At 57.4% G+C, this 20160-nt stretch carries 15 protein-coding genes; 10 read left to right on the top strand and 5 right to left on the bottom strand.

Annotated features, from left to right (window positions below; all coding sequences use genetic code 11):
- Window positions 1–259 precede the first annotated feature (259 nt).
- Both tkt and BN1134_RS08115 read left to right on the top strand, forming a co-directional pair.
- On the top strand, window positions 260–2251 hold the full coding sequence (gene tkt / locus BN1134_RS08120; RefSeq protein ID WP_042046476.1) for a transketolase: 1992 nt from the start codon (window positions 260–262) through the stop codon (window positions 2249–2251).
- 259 nt (window positions 2252–2510) lie between these two features.
- Window positions 2511–3350, top strand: coding sequence for a hypothetical protein (locus BN1134_RS08115; RefSeq protein WP_156991709.1), 840 nt, complete (start codon window positions 2511–2513; stop codon window positions 3348–3350).
- A gap of 68 nt (window positions 3351–3418) precedes the next feature.
- Here the strand turns inward: BN1134_RS08115 and BN1134_RS08110 are convergent, their stop codons facing one another.
- Window positions 3419–4684 carry a RidA family protein gene (locus BN1134_RS08110; protein WP_042046474.1) on the bottom strand — a complete coding sequence of 422 codons (1266 nt, stop codon included), beginning with the start codon at window positions 4682–4684 and terminating at the stop codon, window positions 3419–3421.
- Between the two features lie 878 nt (window positions 4685–5562).
- On the opposite strand from BN1134_RS08110, the gene BN1134_RS08105 reads away from it, so the two are divergent.
- Complete coding sequence (locus BN1134_RS08105; protein WP_042046473.1) at window positions 5563–6960, top strand: sigma-54-dependent transcriptional regulator; 1398 nt, start codon at window positions 5563–5565, stop codon at window positions 6958–6960.
- Window positions 6961–6979: 19 nt separating this feature from the next.
- Here BN1134_RS08105 and BN1134_RS08100 read toward each other — a convergent pair whose 3' ends face one another.
- The 3 genes from BN1134_RS08100 to BN1134_RS08090 form a co-directional block, all read right to left on the bottom strand.
- A complete protein-coding gene (locus tag BN1134_RS08100; RefSeq protein ID WP_042046471.1) occupies window positions 6980–7855 on the bottom strand; it encodes a tetratricopeptide repeat protein in 876 nt (291 codons plus the stop codon).
- Window positions 7856–7924: 69 nt separating this feature from the next.
- Entirely contained in the window at window positions 7925–8260 is a 336-nt protein-coding gene (locus tag BN1134_RS08095; protein WP_042046470.1) for a hypothetical protein, read from the bottom strand.
- 74 nt (window positions 8261–8334) lie between these two features.
- The gene (locus BN1134_RS08090; RefSeq protein ID WP_042046469.1) at window positions 8335–8676 is read right to left on the bottom strand and encodes a DUF2956 domain-containing protein; all 342 of its coding nucleotides are present in this window, start codon (window positions 8674–8676) and stop codon (window positions 8335–8337) included.
- A gap of 226 nt (window positions 8677–8902) precedes the next feature.
- Here BN1134_RS08090 and ushA point away from each other — a divergent pair, with 226 nt between their 5' ends.
- Window positions 8903–10612 carry a bifunctional UDP-sugar hydrolase/5'-nucleotidase UshA gene (gene ushA / locus BN1134_RS08085; RefSeq protein WP_042046468.1) on the top strand — a complete coding sequence of 570 codons (1710 nt, stop codon included), beginning with the start codon at window positions 8903–8905 and terminating at the stop codon, window positions 10610–10612.
- Window positions 10613–10656: 44 nt separating this feature from the next.
- Here ushA and chrA read toward each other — a convergent pair whose 3' ends face one another.
- A complete protein-coding gene (chrA, locus tag BN1134_RS08080) occupies window positions 10657–11778 on the bottom strand; it encodes a chromate efflux transporter (protein WP_042046467.1) in 1122 nt (373 codons plus the stop codon).
- A gap of 439 nt (window positions 11779–12217) precedes the next feature.
- Between chrA and BN1134_RS08075 the strand changes: the two genes are divergently transcribed.
- The 6 genes from BN1134_RS08075 to BN1134_RS08050 all read left to right on the top strand — a co-directional run bounded on the left by BN1134_RS08075 (window position 12218) and on the right by BN1134_RS08050 (window position 20157).
- Window positions 12218–12853 (top strand): response regulator transcription factor, encoded by a 636-nt coding sequence (locus tag BN1134_RS08075; RefSeq protein ID WP_042046465.1) that lies wholly within the window; start codon window positions 12218–12220, stop codon window positions 12851–12853.
- Complete coding sequence (locus BN1134_RS08070; RefSeq protein WP_042046463.1) at window positions 12850–15267, top strand: ATP-binding protein; 2418 nt, start codon at window positions 12850–12852, stop codon at window positions 15265–15267. The genes BN1134_RS08075 and BN1134_RS08070 overlap by 4 nt, the downstream gene beginning before the upstream one ends.
- Window positions 15200–15973, top strand: a complete 774-nt coding sequence (locus BN1134_RS08065) for a response regulator (RefSeq protein WP_042046461.1) — start codon at window positions 15200–15202, stop codon at window positions 15971–15973. The genes BN1134_RS08070 and BN1134_RS08065 overlap by 68 nt, the downstream gene beginning before the upstream one ends.
- Before the next feature lie 279 nt (window positions 15974–16252).
- Window positions 16253–16771 (top strand): hypothetical protein, encoded by a 519-nt coding sequence (locus tag BN1134_RS18865; protein ID WP_052449445.1) that lies wholly within the window; start codon window positions 16253–16255, stop codon window positions 16769–16771.
- 147 nt (window positions 16772–16918) lie between these two features.
- A complete protein-coding gene (locus tag BN1134_RS19645; RefSeq protein WP_156991708.1) occupies window positions 16919–17392 on the top strand; it encodes a hypothetical protein in 474 nt (157 codons plus the stop codon).
- Complete coding sequence (locus tag BN1134_RS08050) at window positions 17389–20157, top strand: TcfC E-set like domain-containing protein (RefSeq protein ID WP_042046459.1); 2769 nt, start codon at window positions 17389–17391, stop codon at window positions 20155–20157. The genes BN1134_RS19645 and BN1134_RS08050 overlap by 4 nt, the downstream gene beginning before the upstream one ends.
- Window positions 20158–20160: the final 3 nt, after the last annotated feature.

Genomic DNA, 20160 nt, shown 5'->3' with positions numbered 1-20160 from the left:
TAGTTATGCCCCTGAGCGAATGCCAGTACTATTTTTCCCGTTTAGCAGGAAACGACGGTGATCCTTTGGCCGTGGTGCCGCTATGCCGAACCAAGGCTCGCCCGGCTAAAAATCAATCGTTTGCGGCAGCGAGAAAAGCGATTGGCCTCCCAAAGCCGAGATCGCCGGCCAGATAGTGTTTGCACCCGGCGGCCCCTGCTGGGAGAATATCGGCCTCGCCGTCTTGGGCAATCAAGTGAAGCAATCGCAGGAGATAGAGATGCCTTCTCGTAAAGAGCTTGCCAATGCCATCCGTGCATTGAGTATGGATGCTGTTCAAAAGGCCAATTCCGGTCACCCGGGGGCCCCCATGGGCATGGCAGACATCGCCGAGGTGCTGTGGCGCAGCCACCTGAAGCACAACCCGAGCAACCCGACCTGGGCCGAACGTGACCGCTTCATCCTCTCCAACGGTCACGGCTCCATGCTGCTGTACTCCCTGCTGCACCTCGCCGGCTACGACCTCTCCATCGACGATCTGAAGAATTTCCGCCAGCTGCATTCGCGCACCCCGGGCCACCCGGAGTATGGTTATGCGCCGGGCGTAGAGACCACCACGGGTCCGCTGGGTCAGGGCATCACCAACGCGGTGGGCATGGCGATTGCCGAGAAGGCGCTGGCCGACCAGTTCAACCGTCCAGGCCATGACGTGGTCGATCACCACACCTATGTCTTCATGGGCGACGGCTGCCTGATGGAAGGCATCTCCCACGAAGCCTGCTCCCTGGCCGGTACCCTGGGTCTGGGCAAGCTCATCGCCTTCTGGGATGACAACGGCATCTCCATCGACGGTCACGTCGAAGGCTGGTTCACCGACGACACCGCCAAGCGCTTCGAAGCCTATGGCTGGCACGTCATCCCGGCCGTCGACGGCCACAACCCGGAGGCGATCAACGCCGCCATCGAGGCCGCCAAGGCCGAGAGCGACAAGCCGACCCTCATCTGCTGCCGCACCATCATCGGTTACGGCTCGCCGAACAAGTCCGGCTCCCACGACTGCCACGGCTCCCCGCTGGGTAACGACGAGATCAAGGCCGCCCGCGAGTTCCTCGGCTGGCACCACGATCCGTTCGTGATCCCGAGCGAGATCTACGCCGAATGGGATGGCAAGGAGAAGGGTGGCAAGCTGGAATCCGATTGGGATGCCAAGTTCGCCGCTTACGCCGCTGCCCACCCCGAGCTGGCTGCCGAGTTCAAGCGCCGTGTCGCGGGCGATCTGCCGGCCAACTGGGCTGCGGAGTCGACCAAGATCATCGAAGCCCTGCAAGCCAACCCGGCCAAGATTGCCACCCGTAAGGCCTCCCAGAATGCCCTGGAAGCCTTCGGTAAGTTGCTGCCGGAGTTCATGGGTGGCTCTGCGGATCTCGCGCCGTCCAACCTGACCATGTGGTCCGGCTCCAAGTCGCTGACCAACGATGACGCCGCCGGTAACTACATCCACTACGGGGTGCGTGAGTTCGGCATGTCCGCCATCATGAACGGCATCGCCCTGCACGGTGGGTTCATCCCCTATGGCGCCACCTTCCTGATGTTCATGGAGTACGCCCGCAACGCCCTGCGCATGGCTGCCCTGATGAAGCAGCGCTCCATCTTCGTCTATACCCACGACTCCATCGGTCTGGGTGAAGATGGCCCGACTCACCAGCCGGTCGAGCAGATCGCCTCCCTGCGTCTGACCCCGAACATGAGCACCTGGCGCCCCTGTGACCAGGTGGAGTCCGCCGTGGCATGGAAGCACGCCATCGAGCGCGCCGACGGCCCGACCAGCCTCATCTTCTCCCGCCAGAACCTGGCCCAGATGGAGCGGACCCCCGAGCAGCTGGCCAACGTAGCCAAGGGTGGCTATGTGCTCAAGGATTGCGCCGGTACCCCGGAGCTGCTGCTGATCGCCACCGGCTCCGAAGTCGAGCTGGCCGTGGCCGCCTATGAGCAGCTGAGCGCCAAGGGCCGCGCCGTGCGCGTGGTCTCCCTGCCGGCCACCGACGTGTTCGACGCCCAGTCTGCCGAGTACAAGGAGTCGGTCCTGCCGTCTTCCGTCACCAAGCGTGTGGCCATCGAAGCCGGCATCGCCGACTACTGGTACAAGTACGTGGGCTTTGGCGGCAAGATCATCGGCATGACCACCTTCGGTGAGTCCGCCCCGGCCGAGCTCTTGTTCAAGGAATTCGGCTTTACCGTGGAAAACGTGGTGGCGACTGCCGAGTCCCTGTAACAGCCCCTGTAATCGCTGACCATTGGGCCACTCTGGCCCAATAGCCGGAAAATAAAACGCCCTCCATCGCAAGATGGGGGGCGTTTTTTATTGGAATGAAAATCGCATAAAAGATATGCCGTTTTATCCAAGGTTAAAATGATTGACGGGCATTGGTTTACAACGTGGTGTAAAAATAACGTGGAAAGCAATCTTCTCTTATCCATCTGTATTCGATAGTATTATTTTCTCATTGTTGATATAGATAGAAGGTAAGATAATGTCGAGCGAAGCTTCGAATGAAAGGAGTCTTATTCCACTATTTGTAACTAGTATGGTTGTTGTCGCGCCACTTCTGTTTATTCTTGGGCTTGTTGTAGGGAATCATCTACAAGGTAATTCATCACTAACAGCTGATTCAATTTCCTCTTGGATCTCAGCAATTGCTACCGTGGCTATTGCGATACTGACTTTTATTTTAGCTAAAGAAACTTGGTATCTGAGAGAGGCCCAAATAAAACAATTGGAGGATGTTAGGCGAGAAAACATCAGGCCTAATGTTGGGGTTCAATTAGAGGGTAGCCATGTTGGAATGAACTTTGTAAATGTAAAGATTTATAATCTTGGGAAAGGTATAGCTAGAAATATATCCTTTCGGTTTTATGACAGAGTTGGGAATGAGATAAAGGAAGAGCGAGACCCTATCGTTGATAAATTTAAGAGGGTCGCACTTTTTAACCAAGGCTTGCAATCCATGGGAATAGGACAAGAAATTTCTAGCTATTTATTTAGCTTTATTGATCTTGGTGGTGAAGTTGAAGGCGCTGTATTTAAACAGTATTTACATATGGCTATCTATTTCGAAGATGTAGAGGGTACTCCTTATAGTAATGTTTTTGTAATTGACTTCGCCCAGTTTGAAGGGATTAGTGAGCTTGGTGGAGATGATCTTCATAACATCGCTAATGAAATAAAGAAAATCCGAGAACAGATTGGACGAGGCATTAAATTAAGTCGCGATAGAATAAGTGTTGATGTTTTTAGTTCAAAAGATCGTCAAGCTGAGATCGAAGCTAGACATGCACGGGCGGTAGAATTGAATAACCGTCAGAATGTCTAAAATGGTTCATTATCCAGTAAGAAAAACACCGGCAACAGGCCGGTGTTTTTTGTTTTAAATACAGTAACTTATACCTGGGGTGGGGTACTTTCCGCATTGGACATCACCGCATCCATCTGGATTCGAGCGCCGGCAGGCAGTTCGCTGATGCCGAGCACGGTGCGGGCCGGCAGATAGTCCGGGAAATAGCGGGTATAGACGGCATCCACCTCCGCCAGATCCTCAATATTGGCGAGCTGGATATTGACCTTGACGATATCGTCCATCACGTGGCCGATGCTCTCCACAATAGTCTTGATATGGCCGAGGCACTGGGCGGTCTGCTCCTTGACGCAACCGGTCAGCACCTTGCCGGTGGTCATGTCGATGGGGAGTTGCCCGGCGATATGGTTGTAGTGAGAGAAGGCGACGCTCTGGGTTGAAAGGGCAGTGCGGGGCGCCTTATCGGTATTGCGGGCGCGGATCACCAGATTGTGCCTGTCTTCCACCCGTTGTGGCGGGGTGCCGTCACCGTGGGAGATGACCGCATCCATCTGCACCCGGGCGCCGAGCGGCAGGGCGGCTGCGCTGATCACAGAGCGGGCCGGCAGATAGGCCACGGCGCGGGCGATGGCCGAATCGGGGAAGAAGGTGCGGTAGATCTCGTCGACCGCCTCCAGATCCGCGAGCTGGGTCAGGTAGATGGTCACCTTGACGATGTCGTCAAACGGCACGTCGATGTGCTCCAGCACCGCCTTGATGTTGCTAAGGCACTGGGCGGCCTGCTCGCGGATACCGCCGGCCACCAGGGCACCGGAGGCGGGGTCGAGGGGCAGCTGGGCACCGATGTTGTTGTAGTGGGAGAAGGCGACGCTCTGGGTCGAGAGCGGATCGTGCGGTGCGCGCTCGCTGCTGCGCGAGAGTTTAACCAGCGGGCAGGGGGCCTGTGGGAAGGTGCCTTCCCCATTGGAGAGCAGGGCATCCATCTGCACCCTGGCCCCCAGCGGCAGGGCGGCCACGGCGAGCACGGTACGGGTCGGCATGACATGGGGGAAGAAGTCGCGATAAACGCTGTTGACCGCATCGAGATCCCCGATGTCTTGCAAAAACAGGGTCACCTTGACCAGATCGTCCATGGTATGCCCGATGCTCTCCACGATCCCTTTTATATTGTGCAGGCACTGTCTGGCCTGCGCCTTAATATCGCCGCCGATCAGAGTGCCGCTATCAGGAACAATCGGTAATTGAGCTGAGATATTATTGTAATGGGAGAAGGCCACGCTCTGGCTATAAGGGCCAATATCTTGCGCTGCCTTGGTGGTATTTCTGGCGGATTTGATGATGGTATCACTCATGGCGATACTCCTTTCTCTTTATATGTTGGGGTACGGGTCAACCCTCTCTCTTCACCTATCCGCTGCCTTATTTTTATATTGGCCGCAGGTCCCATGCCATCAATATAATGGCGGGGAGCATCGTCAGCACAGTATTGCTCCCTGTGTTGACATTACCGAAGCGGACAAACGGATAAGCGAGATAACAGGGTCGTTGATTTCAGACCAGAGGATTCTATCTGTGCCCGGCAAGTGGCGGCAAACCGGGATCGCATTTCTATGAGCGGGTTCAACGCCCGGAAATATTGTCATATTGCCGTTCGATGCAGCGGGGAGTAGCGATAGTTAACGCAGTAATCATCTTTTTTTGTGCTAAGCCAGGGGAGTCAGCCCTTTGCCCTGCAAAGGGAATCTCATTGCTGTAAACCAATGGTTAACAAATAAAGAAAACGGGTTGGGCATGCATGAATGAGTGCATATCTATGTATTTCCCATCTGTGATGCCCTCTATCGGTCGGGAATAAAATGTGGTAGCGACCCATGCCGGGGCATCAATAAAACAGAGCCAGCATGATCATTTGTCAATCGTGCATCGGCGCATTGAACTTCGGCGCAGATGGAGGCCGGCCCTGAGTCTGGCCATGTCGGTGGCCTCGCCCGAAGCGGGATGCCATCACTTTTCCCCCTATCTTGCAGATGGCCAAGACGAGGGGGCCTTGCTTCGTCCATGCCGGCACCGCTCTTTCTTCACCGCGACGCGGCTGGCCCGCTCGATGCCGCGATATGGCCTCTGCATCGACGCTTTTTTTGCATTTTGCACATAGATAAGAGAAATGGGATTGAGCCGGGCGCGTTGGCAGCGCAGAATTGTCCTCATGCCAACTTCAAGGATTCCCACCGTGTCGCAAGCCAATCCCCGCATCCTGCTGGTCGAAGATACCCTGAGTCTGGCCGTGGTCTATCGCCAGTATCTGCTGCAAGCCGGCTATGAGGTGACCATGGCGCACTGCGGTCAGGATGCGCTGGCCGTGCTGGAGAGCCAGCCCATTCACCTGATCCTGCTCGATCTGGAATTGCCGGATATGGACGGCATGGAGATCCTCAAGCTGGTGACCGAGCAGCAGCTCCCCTGCGCCGTGGTGGTGATCACCGCCCACGGCTCGGCCGACACGGCGGTTGAGGCGATGCGGCTGGGGGCCTTTGACTTCCTGACCAAGCCGTTCGACGGCAAGCGGCTGTGCGCCACCGCCCACAATGCCTTGCAGCATCAGCAGCTGAGCTCGCTGGTGGCCCACTATCGCGAGAACTTCGAGCGCCAGAGCTTTGCCGGTTTTATCGGTGCCTCGATGCCGATGCAGGCGGTTTATCGCATCATCGAGAGCGCGGCGCCGAGCAAGGCGACCGTCTTCATCACAGGGGAGAGCGGCACCGGCAAGGAGGTGTGCGCCGAGGCCATCCACCAGAGCAGCCCGCGCCGCGAGGGGCCTTTTGTGGCCCTCAACTGCGCTGCGATTCCCCACGATCTGATGGAGAGCGAGATCTTCGGTCACATGAAGGGGGCCTTCACTGGGGCGGTGAGCGATCGCAAGGGGGCGGCCAGTCTGGCCGACGGCGGAACCCTGTTTCTCGATGAGATCTGCGAGATGGATCTCGAGCTGCAAAGCAAGCTGCTGCGCTTCATTCAAACCGGCAGTTTCCAGAAGGTGGGGAGCGGCAAGACCGAGACGGTGGACGTGCGCTTTGTCTGCGCCACCAACCGTGATCCGCTGGTCGAGGTGAAAGCCGGGCGTTTTCGCGAGGATCTCTACTACCGCCTGCACGTGATCCCGCTGACCCTGCCGCCCCTGCGCGAACGCGGGGAAGACATCCTGCTGCTGGCGCGCGAGCTGCTACAGCGTTACGTCAAGGAGGAGGGGCGCCGGTTTGTCGACTTTACCCCGGAGACTGCCCGGGTGCTGCTCGATTATCCCTGGCCCGGCAATGTGCGCGAGCTGCAAAACGTCATCCGCAATACAGTGGTGCTCAACGACGGCGAGCGGGTCGAGCCGTCGATGCTGCCGCCCCCTTTAAGTGGTGCCCCCCGCGCCGTGGCGCCGCTTAGCGAGGCGCCCTCCGCTCCGCCGGTGAGTGCTGAACCTCGCCCGGTGCGCCCGCTCTGGATCGTCGAGAAAGAGGCCATCGAACACGCCATCGACGAGTGCGATGGCAACATTCCTAAGGCGGCGGCCCTACTCGAGATCAGCCCGTCGACCATCTACCGCAAGAAGCTGGCGTGGGAGGAGTCTGGGCGCACCTAACTCGCCCCCCGTCAGCCCCTCACAACTTGGCGAGGTGTTTGAGGCGAGCCAGCCGCTCTGGCTCGTCACTGGCCAGCGCCTCGCTGCGCGAGAGTAAAAACCAGGCCCTGGCAAAAAACTCCTCGGCTCCCTGCTCCGGATCTTGGCGCAGCCGTGCCAGCTCGCCTAGCTCCTCAAACAGATAACCATCGGCCGCCTCGCCGGCCTGCTCCATCGCCTCCTTGAGGGCCAGCTGCATGGCCCATGCCGGCTCGATGGCGCCTTGCTCACGCAGGATGCGTCCCACGCTCCAGCGCGCGCGAAAGGCCTGTCGCTGCCGACCGTGCGCCTCGTACCAGTCGAGGCTCTTGCGTTGCAGAGCCAGCGCCTCGTCGAGGCGCCCCAAGTCAAACAGGCTCCAGGCCAGGTGGCTCCACAGGCTGGGTAGCCAGCGCTGGGCCTCTTCACGCTGACTACGCTCGGCCAAGGCGATGGCACGCTGGTGCCAGCGCAGCGCATCGGCGCTGGGGAGGGTGATAGCCAGCATGTGGGCCGCATCGATGGCAAGCGGCTCTTCGTGTTGGCGCAGCCCCTCTTGCCACGCCTGCTCGAAGCAGGGCTGCGCCTCGGCGCGGCGACCGGCGGAGTTGAAGTTGCGGCCCCGCTCGAGCAGATAGCGCAGGCGGGCGCGTGGGGTGGCCTCGGTGAGCTGTTGCTCCACCTCATCGAGCAGGGCGTGAGCCTGACTGAACTGGTGGCGCAGTGTGTGGGTGCGCGCGAGCTGGGTCTTGAGTTCGAGCAGCGCCTGCCGATCGCCGCTGGCCTCCAGATGAGGCAACAGGGCTAGGAAACGCTCGGCGCTGGCGGCGGGCTGGTCATAGTCCCAGCAGGCCATGAAGTCGGATGTGCCGTTCATTGAAGGCTCCGGAGTGGGCGAGGTGCCTCACTCCAAGATGCCTTGTCATCGCTCCCGTTGGCAAGCGGCTCACATCACCAGCGCGAGGCTCATCAACATCAGGCCGAGGGCGGCAAAGCCCCCCTCCTTGATGGCCAGACGCGGCACCAGCGCCTTGGGCAGGGCGGGGAACAGACAGAGGGCAAAGCCCAGCCCCGGCATCAGCCAGTGCAGCGCCGGGTTGCGCAACAGCGGATCGAGGGTGTTGTTGGCCACGATAAGCAGAATAAACAGGGTGAAGGCCGGCAGCACGCACCAGCGGGCACCGCCGGCGGCCATGGCCCGCAGCGGCGCGATCCGCCACAGCAACATGGCGACCAGAAACAGGCCGAGCGGGGCCAGCAGGAAGAGGGAGGGGGTGGACATGTGCGATCTCCAAAGGGATGGTGGGGCTTCTGCCTGGGTCAGCGCAGGGAAGCGCCGGCATCAGGGGCAGATGCCTAACCGAGCCAGTACCACAGCAGGAAGGCGCCCCAGCTGGCGGCCAGCAGCAGCCAGGGGAGCGGATGCTGGCGCGTTTCGATCAATAGCTCGCCCGTTGGCGCCTCTTCATGGGGGCCGTTCTGGGCACTGCTGGCCTTGGCTCTGGCCTGCTGTTTCTTGTGGCGGGAGAGCTCGCGCGCCTTGGCCTTCTGCTGCTTTTTGAACTCTTCTATTCCCTTCTGAATCCCCTGGGCGATCAGTTGGGTCTGCTCCTTGGTCTGGCCCGGCTTCTGGTTGGCGCGGGCGAGGCGCTGCGCCTCCTGCTGGCTCTCGGGGGAAGGTTTTTGGTAGTTGGCCATATCGGGCTCCATCGATGGGGAGGAAATTGTGCGAAAATCCGCAGCAAAAGGCCAGATATGCTGCTCTTTTAGCTTATTGTCATATAAAACAATTAGTTGTGATGCGTGAGCCAGATCACAACTATCCCGTTCAAGGGCGTGCTGGCATCAGATGGCGACCGGGGGCTGTTATAGTGGGTCAGCTGAGTCTGGACGGCTCGGACAATAACAAAAGGTGCAGAGGAAGATGAAACAACGACGGAAAGGGGCGCTGGCCCTGGCGCTATTGATGCTACTTAGCGGCTGTCATGCATCGAGAAACGAGAGCGCCACAGCGTGCCGTGAGCAGGTGTGCAAGCTCACCGTGCTGCATACCAACGATACCCATGGGCGCTTTTGGCACAACAGTGACGGCGAATATGGCATGGCGGCGCAAAAGACGCTGGTGGAGCGGCTGCGGGCCGAGGCCAGGGCCGCTGGCAGCAGCGTGCTGCTGCTCTCGGGCGGTGACGTCAACACCGGGGTGCCCGAGTCCGACCTGCAAGATGCCGAGCCCGATTTCGTGGCGATGAACAGCATCCGCTACGACGCCATGGCGGTGGGCAACCACGAGTTCGACAACCCGCTCGCGGTGCTGGAAAAACAGCGCAAATGGGCCCAGTTCCCCATGTTGTCGGCCAACATCTACGACAAGGCCAGCGGCAAGCACTACTTCGATCCCTACAAGATCTTCACCCTGCAAGATGGCCTCAGGGTTGCCGTGGTCGGGTTGACCACGGAAGACACCGCCCAGCTGGTCGACCCGGACAACGTCAAGACCCTGGTGTTTCGCGACCCCACCTCCGAGGCGGCGGCCCAGATCCGGCAGATCCGCGCCGGTAAGCAGGCCGATCTGGTGCTGGCCATCACCCACATGGGCCACTATGCCGACGGCCAGCATGGCAGCAATGCGCCGGGCGACGTGGAGATGGCCCGCGCCCTGCCGGCCGATTATCTGGACGCCATCATAGGTGGCCACTCCCAGAACCCGGTGTGCATGGAGCCCACTCTGGCGAACCGGTATGCCGACTTCCAGCCGGGTGACGACTGCCTGCCGGATCAGCAGAACGGCACCTGGATTATGCAGGCCCACGAGTGGGGCAAGTTCGTGGGGCGCGCCCAGTTTAATTATCAAAACGGCAAGCTCACCCTCACCCGCTATGAGCTGATCCCGGTCAACTTGGTCAAGCGGGACGCCACGAACGCGGTCATCAAGGATGGGGAGGGCAAGGCCCAGTTCGTGCAAGAGGAGATCGTCAAGGACCCGGCGCTCTATAGCACCCTCGAAGCCTATCAGGCCAAGGGGGAGGAGGAGCTGGGAGTGGTGATCGCGGCCAGCGACGGGGTGCTGGTGGGGGAGCGTAGCGACGTGCGCAGCCGCCAGACCAACCTAGGGCGCCTCATCACCACCGCCAGCGCCGAGAAACTCGGGGCCGATTTTGGCATCGTCAACTCGGGTGGGGTGCGCGCCTCGATCGCGGCCGGCGACATCCGCTACCGCGACGTGCTGACCGTGCACCCGTTTGGCAATACGGTCAACAAGGCGACCATGCCAGGGAGCAAGCTGGAGCGCTACCTGGCCAAGATCGCGACGCGAGCGGCGACGGGCAAGGACGGAGGCTATCCGCAGTTTGGCGGCATCGAGATGCAGGTCGACTGCCAGGCCAAGCGCGTGACCATCCACGCCATCGGTGGCAAGCCCTTTGATGCCGGTGCCCGCTACAGCTTCTCCATCCCAAGCTTTAGCGCCGCAGGGGGCGACGGCTATCCGGTCATCAGCACCCTCAATGCCGGGCTGGTTGATGCCGGCGTGCTGAAAGATTACCTGATGGCCAGAAAGCGCCTCCACGCCGCTGACTATGAGCCGGCTGGCGAGGTGAGCTTTATCCATAGCGCGAGCACAACCGGCTGCGAGTAAGCGACTCGAGCGCTCAACAAAGCCCGGCATGAGCCGGGCTTTGTTTATCCGTGTAGCAGGGCGGAGAGCGTGACCAGCCCGGCGGCCAATGGCAGCAGTGGCACCTTCATCGCCCGCAGGGCAAACCATCCCAGAGCGGCGAGAGCCAGATCTGGGGCTGCGCGCACCGCGCTGGTGAAGACCGGCTGGTAGAGGGCGGCCAGCAGTAATCCGACGACCGAGGCGTTCAGTGCGGCGCTGGCAGCGCGCCAGCGTGGTCGGGACAATAGTCCGTGCCAAAGTGGCGTCAGTGCCAGCAGCAACAAAAAGCCGGGCAGGAAGACGCCGAGGGTGGCGAGCAGGGCGCCAAGCCAGGGGTGGGCGGGGTTGGCCAGGGCGCCGAGGTAGCTGGCCAGGGTGAACATGGGGCCCGGCACCAGTTGGGCCAAGGCATAGCCACTGAGAAACTGGGCTTCTCCCAACTGGCTCCCCACCGTCTGCTGTAGCAGGGGCAGCACCACGTGGCCGCCGCCGAAGACCAGTGAGCCGGTGAGATAGAAGTCGGCAAACAGCTGCTGGCCCAGCAGGGGCGGCAGCAGAAGCAGTAAGAAGAAGGCGGCCAGCCAGCCCCAGGCCGGTGCACCCGGAGTGTGGGGGGCGGGTTCGGCGCTGGCCCGCCACCCTCCCACGAGGGCACAGAGCAGCAACATAGCGAACTGGGTCACAAGACCGGGCAGCAGCCAGAGCAGGGCGGCGGTCATCACCATGCAGCCCTGATGCAAAAGGGTGGTGCAGAACTGGCGTCCCATGGCGAGCACCGCATCCATGACCACCACTAAGGCCAGCAGCTTGAGGCCATGTACCAGCAGTGGAAACCAGGCCTGCTCCAGCAGCGCACCGCCCAGCAGGGCGAGGCTCACCATCAAGATAAAAGAGGGGAGGGTGAAGCCGATGAAGGCGGCCAGGGCTCCGGGCAGGCCAGCCCGCTGTCGGCCGATGGCAAAACCGAGCTGGCTTGAGGCGGGACCGGGCAGAAACTGGCACAGGGCCAGCTGGTGGGCAAACTGCTCCTGGCTCAACCAGCCAAGGCGCTCGACGAAGGTCTGGCGAAACAGCCCGATGTGCGCTGCCGGGCCACCAAAACCGAGGCAGCCCAGCCAGAGAAAGCGAAAGAAGATGAGGGGCATGTTTGCTCCTGTGCGGGTGACGATGCGGCCCATGATAGCGATACCACATGACAAACGCAGTACAACATTTTCATGTTTTTACTTATTTATGTTTTCTTGTTTATTACATCCACTGAGGCTAGAGAATTTGTTTTGTGATATTTAGAACGCGAGAAAACGCTTTCTTTTATTATTTTATTTTTATGCCAGGACTCAAGTAAATCATTGAAAACCATTTCATGCGGATATTCTTTTTTTGCGACAATCTAAGTGTATGTTTTTAAAAGTATTATGTTTATATGTTTTTATTCAATTTGGGTTAAGCATACATCGTCAGAATTACATTTGATTGCAGGATGTTTCTTACGAATATGCAGCCGCTTTCTGGCATACGCACCGGTGTGTGTATGACACATTTATATATAGTTTTAAATAGGTGGGGGTAATTATGAATAGAAACATGGAAGGCGAAACTAATATTCTTGTGGTTGATGACCATCCTGCAGTTCGTATGGCGATAAGAATTATCCTTGCTAAGCAAGGGTATAAGAACATCGATCAAGCCAGTAATGGCCAGGATGCACTGCTCAAAATTAGGCAGAAACACTACGATTTGGTGATCCTTGATATCGATCTGCCGATGGTGGATGGCCTGGCTATTACCAAGAAGATCAGGGCGCAGAATCTGAAGACCAAAATTCTGATGCTATCGGCCATGGTGACGGATTTTTATATATTGCGTTGCTATATGGCTGGCGCCAATGGATTTATGGAGAAGAGTGAGGAAATTGAAGGGTTGCCGGTTATTGTCGGTAACATCATGAAAGGATTTTCATATTTCCCAACCATGGCGAATGGCCAGGTCGACCCACAAGCAATGGATGATGAACATGAGTGGGTTACCAAGACGTTGAGCGATCGTGAAATGACTGTTTTTAATGGTCTTGTGAAAGGACGCTCTAATCTTGAAATCGCCAATGAGTTGTTTCTCAGCAATAAAACCATAAGTACCTATAAGACCAGGATATTTACCAAGCTGGGGGTATCAAATATTGCTGAGCTGATCGAAATTGCACAGAGCATGAAACAGTCATGAGATTTATTTTTTCCATCCTGCTGCTGCTGTCGCCGGCCATTATCATGGCCGGTGAGCTCTCTTTGGTGGGAAGAGCACTGCCGTTGAAAGACAAGGTGCTGTTCTCTGCCGAAGAGCGGGCATGGATTGCTCATGAACGAGCGCTCAGTGTCGGGGTGATCCTGCCAGCCTATGAACCTTTCGAGGTGATCTCATCGGGTGGCACCCTGGAGGGCATCTCGGCTGATGTCCTGCGGATCATAGCGCAGGAGACCGGGCTCAAAATCCGAGTCCAGGCGTTTGAAAATGAACATGATGCCTGGCTGGCCCTGGAGCAGGGACGGCTCGATCTCATCAACATGGGCAGCAGTATCCATGCAGAGGGAATGACGCATCAGGCGAAAAGCAGTCACGCTTTTTTGCGCAGCAAAATGGTCTTTTCGACCTTGTCGAAGAATGTGGAGCGTTACCGCGATCTTTCACAGCCCATGAAGGTGGCGGTGTCAAAGAATGTGGTGGACTTTGACAAGCTGCATAAGCTCTACCCCAATCTCCAGTTCATGGCCTATGCCTCCCCGCTCTCCGCCATGGATGCGGTCTATTTTGGTGAGGCTGAGCTGCTGCTGAGCGATATCTATTCGGTGCATTACCTGGCCGGCGAGCGCTTTGGCGAGATTGTCTTTCTCGGCAATGCCCACAGCCTCTTCAGTGAATTCGGTTTTCATGTCACCGACAAGAAGCCGGAGTTGCAGGGGATCGTCAACAAGGTGATCGACAGCCTGAAAGATTATGGGCGGGGACCCATCTTGAATCGCTGGCAGGGGGCGCTCAGCGAGATTATTTCGACGCGTGACGCGCACTTATTTGATCAGGTTCGGCGCCATGAGGTATTGCGCGTCGCCGTCAATGTGAATGCGGTGCCCTACTCCTTTATCGGTCACGAGGGCAAGTTTGTCGGTATTGCCGCCGATGTGTTGCGTGAGCTGACCAAACACTCCCGGCAGCGGCTGGAAGTGCTGGAATATGCCTCTTACGAGGAGGCACAGGACGCCGTGTTAAAGCGCGAGGCCGATGTCCTCGCCAAGGTGGTGCGTGGGCATGTGAAAGAGGGGTTGGTTACCACCTTCGATTACAACCGCGACGATATTTTTGTCCTGACCGCAGGGCGAAACAGCATCGATGAGCAGCAGCGTTTCGTTGGCCACAAGATTGCCGTCAGTGAAGAGTACGGCATGGCTAAAGAGGTGAAAGCGCGCTTCCCGAACCGCCATTTTGTGCTCAAGAAAAACAGCAGTGAGGCGTTAGCCGCCCTCTTCGCCGGCGAAGTGGATGGGGCTGTCACCTCCCTGTTTCAGGTCAAGTTTGACCTGTTCAATCGGCCGGATGCCGAACGTTACACCGTGCTAAAGCGCGTCAGCGAGCAGCCGCTTGAGATTGCATTTGGTGTGGCTGAAGAGAATCTGGCGCTGCGTGACACCCTGAATCAGGCGCTCCTGAGTATTCCTTCCAACGAGCTGGCACGTATTGGTTATCAGTGGCGCACCAATCCGCTACCACAGCTCACCATATGGGAACGCTATGGTACAACGCTAGCGGTGCTCCTGTGCATCTCGCTCGGTCTGCTGCTGCTGCATGTGCTGAACACCTACTATCTCGAAAACAAGCTCAAGGAGCGGGAGCGTCTGCTGGCGTTGTTGGATGCGGAGAAGTGCCGTGCCGAGGCTGCCAGCAAGACCAAGAGCAGCTTCATGGCCATGGTGAGCCATGAACTAAGAACGCCGCTGCACATCATTCTTGGATTTATCGACGTTGCCATGGGCAAGGCGCGTAAGGGAGAGGTGGAGCTCGATGCTCTGGTGCAGGCCTCGACCGCGGCTGACAGCCTGTTGGAGCTGATTAACAACGTGCTGGATCTGACCGGTGCCGAGAACGCCAAGATTGAGCTGCACGAGGAGGTCGTGTCGCTCAACGCCCTGCTCAGACCGCTGGTTAAGCTGCTGGAGGGGATCTCCGCCAAGCACCATAACCAGGTGGTCTATGTCACTCAAGTGGATGACGAATATGCCATTCGGGTCGATCCGGTTCGGCTCAAGCAGATCATCTACAACCTAGCGGGCAATGCCATCAAGTTCACCCGCTATGGCACAGTCACCATTCGCGTGAGCCTGACTCACGATGTCGTGAGCATTGAGGTGAGTGATGACGGTATCGGCATCCCAGCAGAGAAGCTGCCGCACATCTTCGAGCCGTTTTGCCAGGCGCAAGACAATCAGAGTGAAGGCACGGTGGGCAGTGGCCTGGGCCTGACCATTGTCAAGAAGCTGTGCGAGCTGATGGGGGGGGAGATCACCTTGCACAGTGAGGTCGATGTCGGTACGCATCGATCTGCCCCTCGAACGGGTAGTCGCCCCCTGCCAGGCCAAGGCGCTGGATAAGAGTGACGAGCAGTGGGAAGCGGATACTTTGCAGAGGATCAGCGGCCGGATCCTGATCGTCGATGATCACAAGGTCAACACCATGCTGATGCAGCGCCAATTCCTGGAGTTGGGTATCGATGTGGATATTGCTCACGGTGGGGCAGAGGCGCTGGATCTGTATGAGCGCAAGCAGCATGTGCTGGTGATCACCGATTGCCAGATGCCCGGCATGCATGGCTTCGAGCTGACCCAACGTCTGCGTGAATTACAACAGGCCAACGGTCGCTCCCTGGTTATCATGGGGCTGACGGCCAGCGGAGTGGCGGCGGATGTGCAGGGAGCCAAAGCGGCCGGCATGGATGATTGTCTGTTCAAGCCGATCAAGATTGAGCAACTGATGGCTTCCATGTCGGCTCATTGCCCACAGGCGTGTCTGCCGGAGCCTGATGAGGTGACGGAACCGGATTGGCGCCAGGAGATCTGGAGTGAATACCACAGCAGCAATGCCGAAGATATGGCCTTGCTGTGGGAGGCTTTCCAACAAGGGGATAAGGCGGTGGTCAGATCCACTATCCACCGCATCAAGGGAGCGGCGCGGATGCTGGGGGTGACGGCGTTAGCCGAGCTGTGTGAAGAGATGGAGGAGACCGACCCCTTGACGCAGGCGAGCATTAGTCGGCTCGATGCGCTGATCGATAACATTGGCACTATGCGGGATGATTAATTGATGAGGCGCCGCTGACGTGAGCGGTTGAAATGTCCTGGTATTAAAGCGGGAAATTTCAGTCATGTTTTTTATGTATTTGAGATATTGCTCATGGTTTAATTTATGCAGGAAGTCGATCAGGTGATTTCTGATATGGCTTGGGTCGCAATAGGAATATTCACACAGGAGAGTCATTCACTGCTTATAGCGCGTCCGAGGCGGGCTCGGGCATAGTAAAACTGCAGCGAGAAACAGTCAACAGAGATTGGCTGCTATCAATTAAATAAGGAGATTCATATGCTGAAGAAAACTATGCTCGCCATGGCCCTGGCCGCCACCGCCGCTACCGTAATGGCTGCCGACGACAAAGCTTCTGCCAGTGCCGTATGGACCGGCTTTGTACCAGGGGTCGTCACTGACTCCGCGATTACTATCACCGGTCGTGATGGAGGCCAAATTCTGGATGGTACTCTGCTGGTGCTGGAAGACGGTAGTTTTACCTCTACCCCGGTACGCCTTGAGGCTCGTGATTATGATGCTGTAGACGGCGTTGGAGACCTGGTTACTAATGCGTCTTGGACTGTCGATGGCATTCAGGTGCTCTATAGTGGCGTGGGTACCCTGAGCGATGAGGATATTGAAAGCAATGTCGTCGTCTCCTTTGACGGTACTGATATGGTCAATCGTGACCCTATCTCTACTTATACGGTTCGCCCTGTTGTCGATGTGCAGATCCGTAACAAGGCTGCTGTTGTTGGTGTAACCCCTGGTACTGCCGTCCAGGCACAGGTCACCGTCGTAGCGACCGTGATTTAATTATTAAGTATGTTCAGGGGGGGGGGGCTTTCTCCCCCTACATATATTTACTTTGGAGTCATTATGTTACAGCGTTGTTTGCTGGTAATCATATTAGGAGGGTTGACTGCAACAGCTTGGGCTAATACGGTATCGAGAGTCTTACACTTGGCGACCATTATCCGTCTTGATGATATCGATGGCGCTATTACCTCTGTTCGTTTCTCCCCTGATCAACTACTGCTGAATTACAACTCAAGCAATCAAACATTTCAGGATGCTCATACCCGTTTGCTGGTTGAGAGCTCTATTCCTGAAGCCAAATACAAAGATAATTCGCTTAACCTTTTTCTGACAAAAAACAGTGGACGCTGTTCGAAAGATGTTTCCGTATCCAGTGATGATATCGGGTGGATCGATGGGGCTGACGAGAGCGATAAACTGCATCCCGAGATCTACATCAATGATTCTGGTGCACAACTTGAAATAGAAACTGCCCATTCTCTTGGGGAGTTTAACCGGGTAGATGAAAAGAAAAATATGGCGGGGGATTATCCCGTCAGATTGCATTTTCCGACCAAAGTTGGGGCCTATGCCAAGTGCTCCGGTTACATCTCCGTCAGATTAGAGCTTGCGATATGAAAAGACCCCGCTGTTATCACAAAGTGATCTTGTTTGCCTGTGCGCTTCCCTGCTTGAGCGCACAGGCTAGCGATGTTCCGGACGATTTTCTCGAACTGTTCGATTACAAGGATCGCGTGGTGTCCCTGCGCGATCTCAATGGTCAGGATAAGGTCTCAGTTCGTCTTGAGGTCAACTATGACAGCGTACGCCTGCCGGCTCACAGTGAGGAGTCGAAGGCGGTGTTGGCACAGTATTTCCAGCGCAACCAAGTGAGTGAGCCGTTGGCGCAAAAAATCCTGGCCGAGCTGGGGAGTGGGGTCAGCAACACCGATCAGTGCAAGGGGCGGGTCGATGAGTGCGTCGTGCTGCCCGAGGAGTACGCCTTTTATTACGACTACGACAGCGCCCTGTTGCACCTGTTCATCAATGGCGCCTATCTGGACCGTCCCAGCACCGAGGTGGAGTATGCCTCCGGCCATGATCGCCACAACGGTCTCATCAACCACGCCGATCTCTATACCAACCACTACGACGGCGGCAACAGTAGCCTGACCTGGAACGACACGGCCATCGTGGGGTTGCCCTATGGTCACCTGACCGGTGATTTCTCCGTGACCGATAACGGTAACGAATCCCTCTATGAACTCTCCTATGACGTGGCCTGGAACCGTTATCGTGCCTACATGGGGCGCTTCAACCAGGGGGTAAAGCTCAACTCGACGGACTTGCTCAACCCGACCCGTTATGTCGAGCAGAGCTCAGTCAACCTCGCCACATCGCGGGCACTGCGGCTGGGACAAGCCGGTAGTACGGAGCGACTCTATTTCTTCTCGCCGGCGCGCGGTGAGCTGCGGGTGGTTCGGGATGGGCGCATCATCAAGAACTTCAGCGTGACAGAAGGGCAGGGTTACATCACCTATGCCGATCTGCCGAGCGGCCGTTACGACGTGACACTGGAGCTGCTGGTCGGTGGCCAGGTGGTCTCTTCCGAGTTGCGTACCATCTACAACCAACGCCATGACTTCCCTGACGTGGGGGAGATGGATCTGGCGCTCTCCGCCGGGGTGTTTGAGGCGCCGCGTGGATCGCTGACGTTGGAGTGGGAAGATGAAGGGGAATTTCGGCCACTTCACTCCCGTTACAACGACAGTGGCTTTGCCAGTGCGTTGGCCAGCTATCGGATCAGTGGCGGTGCGCTGCTGGCGGCCGGGGCATTGGCCAGCCGCGACGAGAGCATGGTGACCCTGGGAGGGGCGCTGCAACTGCCGTTTAGCAGCGAGCTGTCCGGTCATATCGATTACTACCAACATGGTGGCAAGGCCTCGGATACGTCATTTTCCGGCCCGGGTTTTTCGCTGGGCTACGAGCAGATCAAGCATGGCGATAGCAACAGGCATGACACCCTGCTTGGTTACCTGATGGGCTATCGGGATTACACGCGCCGCTACGTGAATCTTTATCACTCCCTGCCCTATGGCATCACCCTGTTTGGCAACTACTCCCGTGGCCAATATGAGGAGCGTTTCGAGCGGGGCAACTACGACTACGAACTGCTCTCGGTCGGGCTCGGCATGCCACTGCCGGGGGCCTCACGGCTCGATGTCAGTTATGACCAGGATCTGGACAGCCGGGATCGCAGCATCTTCCTCACCTGGCAGATCCCGCTGGGTGGGGCGTGGAGCGCCAGGTACTCCTGGGGACGGCACAATCAGCAGGGCAAGGAGATCCGGGCCAGTGTGATGCGTGATTTCACCAGTGAGGATCAGAGCACCAACGGCTTCATCGACGCAGGTGGCGTGCGCACCTACGAGCGGATCACCGAAGGCGAAGTCTATGCCGGTCTTTCGACCAATCAGCCAGCCTATCAGGGCTCGTTGAATACCCATGCCAACAGCAACGGCTCGCGCGGCCTCTCGGCATCGCTCTCTTCTTCACAACTGGTGACGGGATCCGGGGTGGAGTGGGTCGGTCAGAAGGCTGACAGCTATGCGGTCGTGAATGCGGATATCCAGGATCAGCAGATCCAGCCCGGTGAGGATAATCCGCTCGGTTTTATCTCCACTCGCCGTAACAAGCGGCTTGAGGGGAAGCGCTACATGTATGGCGCCAAGGAGATCATCGCCCTGCGCCCGTTTGATGAGTACAGCGTCGCCATCGATAGCGAGAGTGTCTCCATGTTCAACACCGGGGATCACGGGGTGGACGCCTTCGCCTATCCGGGCTCGGTGATCCAACTCAAGCCATCACTGCGGCCTGTGGTTACCTTTGTCAGCGCCTTCTCCGATCTGTTCGATCAACCGGTCGATGAACTGGAGTGCCAGGGGATTGGGTGCATCGATGTGGCCAAGGTGGTGGACGGCGTGTTCCGCGTCTCGTTGATCGAGGGCAGCGACTTCTCCTTGTTTGCAGGTCAAGCCCGTTGCTTGGTGCCTCGTGACTATGAAGAGGCGGAGCAACTGAACTTTGGCCAAAACTATTGCCTGCCTCAAGCGAAGCCAAAAACCTTCGTGAAGGTGGCTCATCCCGATAATAAAACGCTCACCTCGCTTTATTATCTGGGGACTTTTGATGGTTCAGCCTCAGTCCATGAACTGGTTAATAAAATAAAGGGTATTGGCGTGGTTCATCAACGCAGCATTGGTCGATATCTGGCCCTGTATCTTGAGATTCAAGAGGGTACGACTTTATCCAGACAGGATGAGGCTCTGCTGCAAAATATTGGCCTGTATGCCAAGGAAATGGAAGTCTTGCAGAAGATTTCGCAGCCCATCGTAAAGCAGTAAGGG

The organism is Aeromonas simiae (genome assembly GCF_000820125.1).
GTDB classification, from domain to species: Bacteria; Pseudomonadota; Gammaproteobacteria; order Enterobacterales; family Aeromonadaceae; genus Aeromonas; species Aeromonas simiae.
This window is presented reverse-complemented; position numbering and strand designations above follow the sequence as displayed.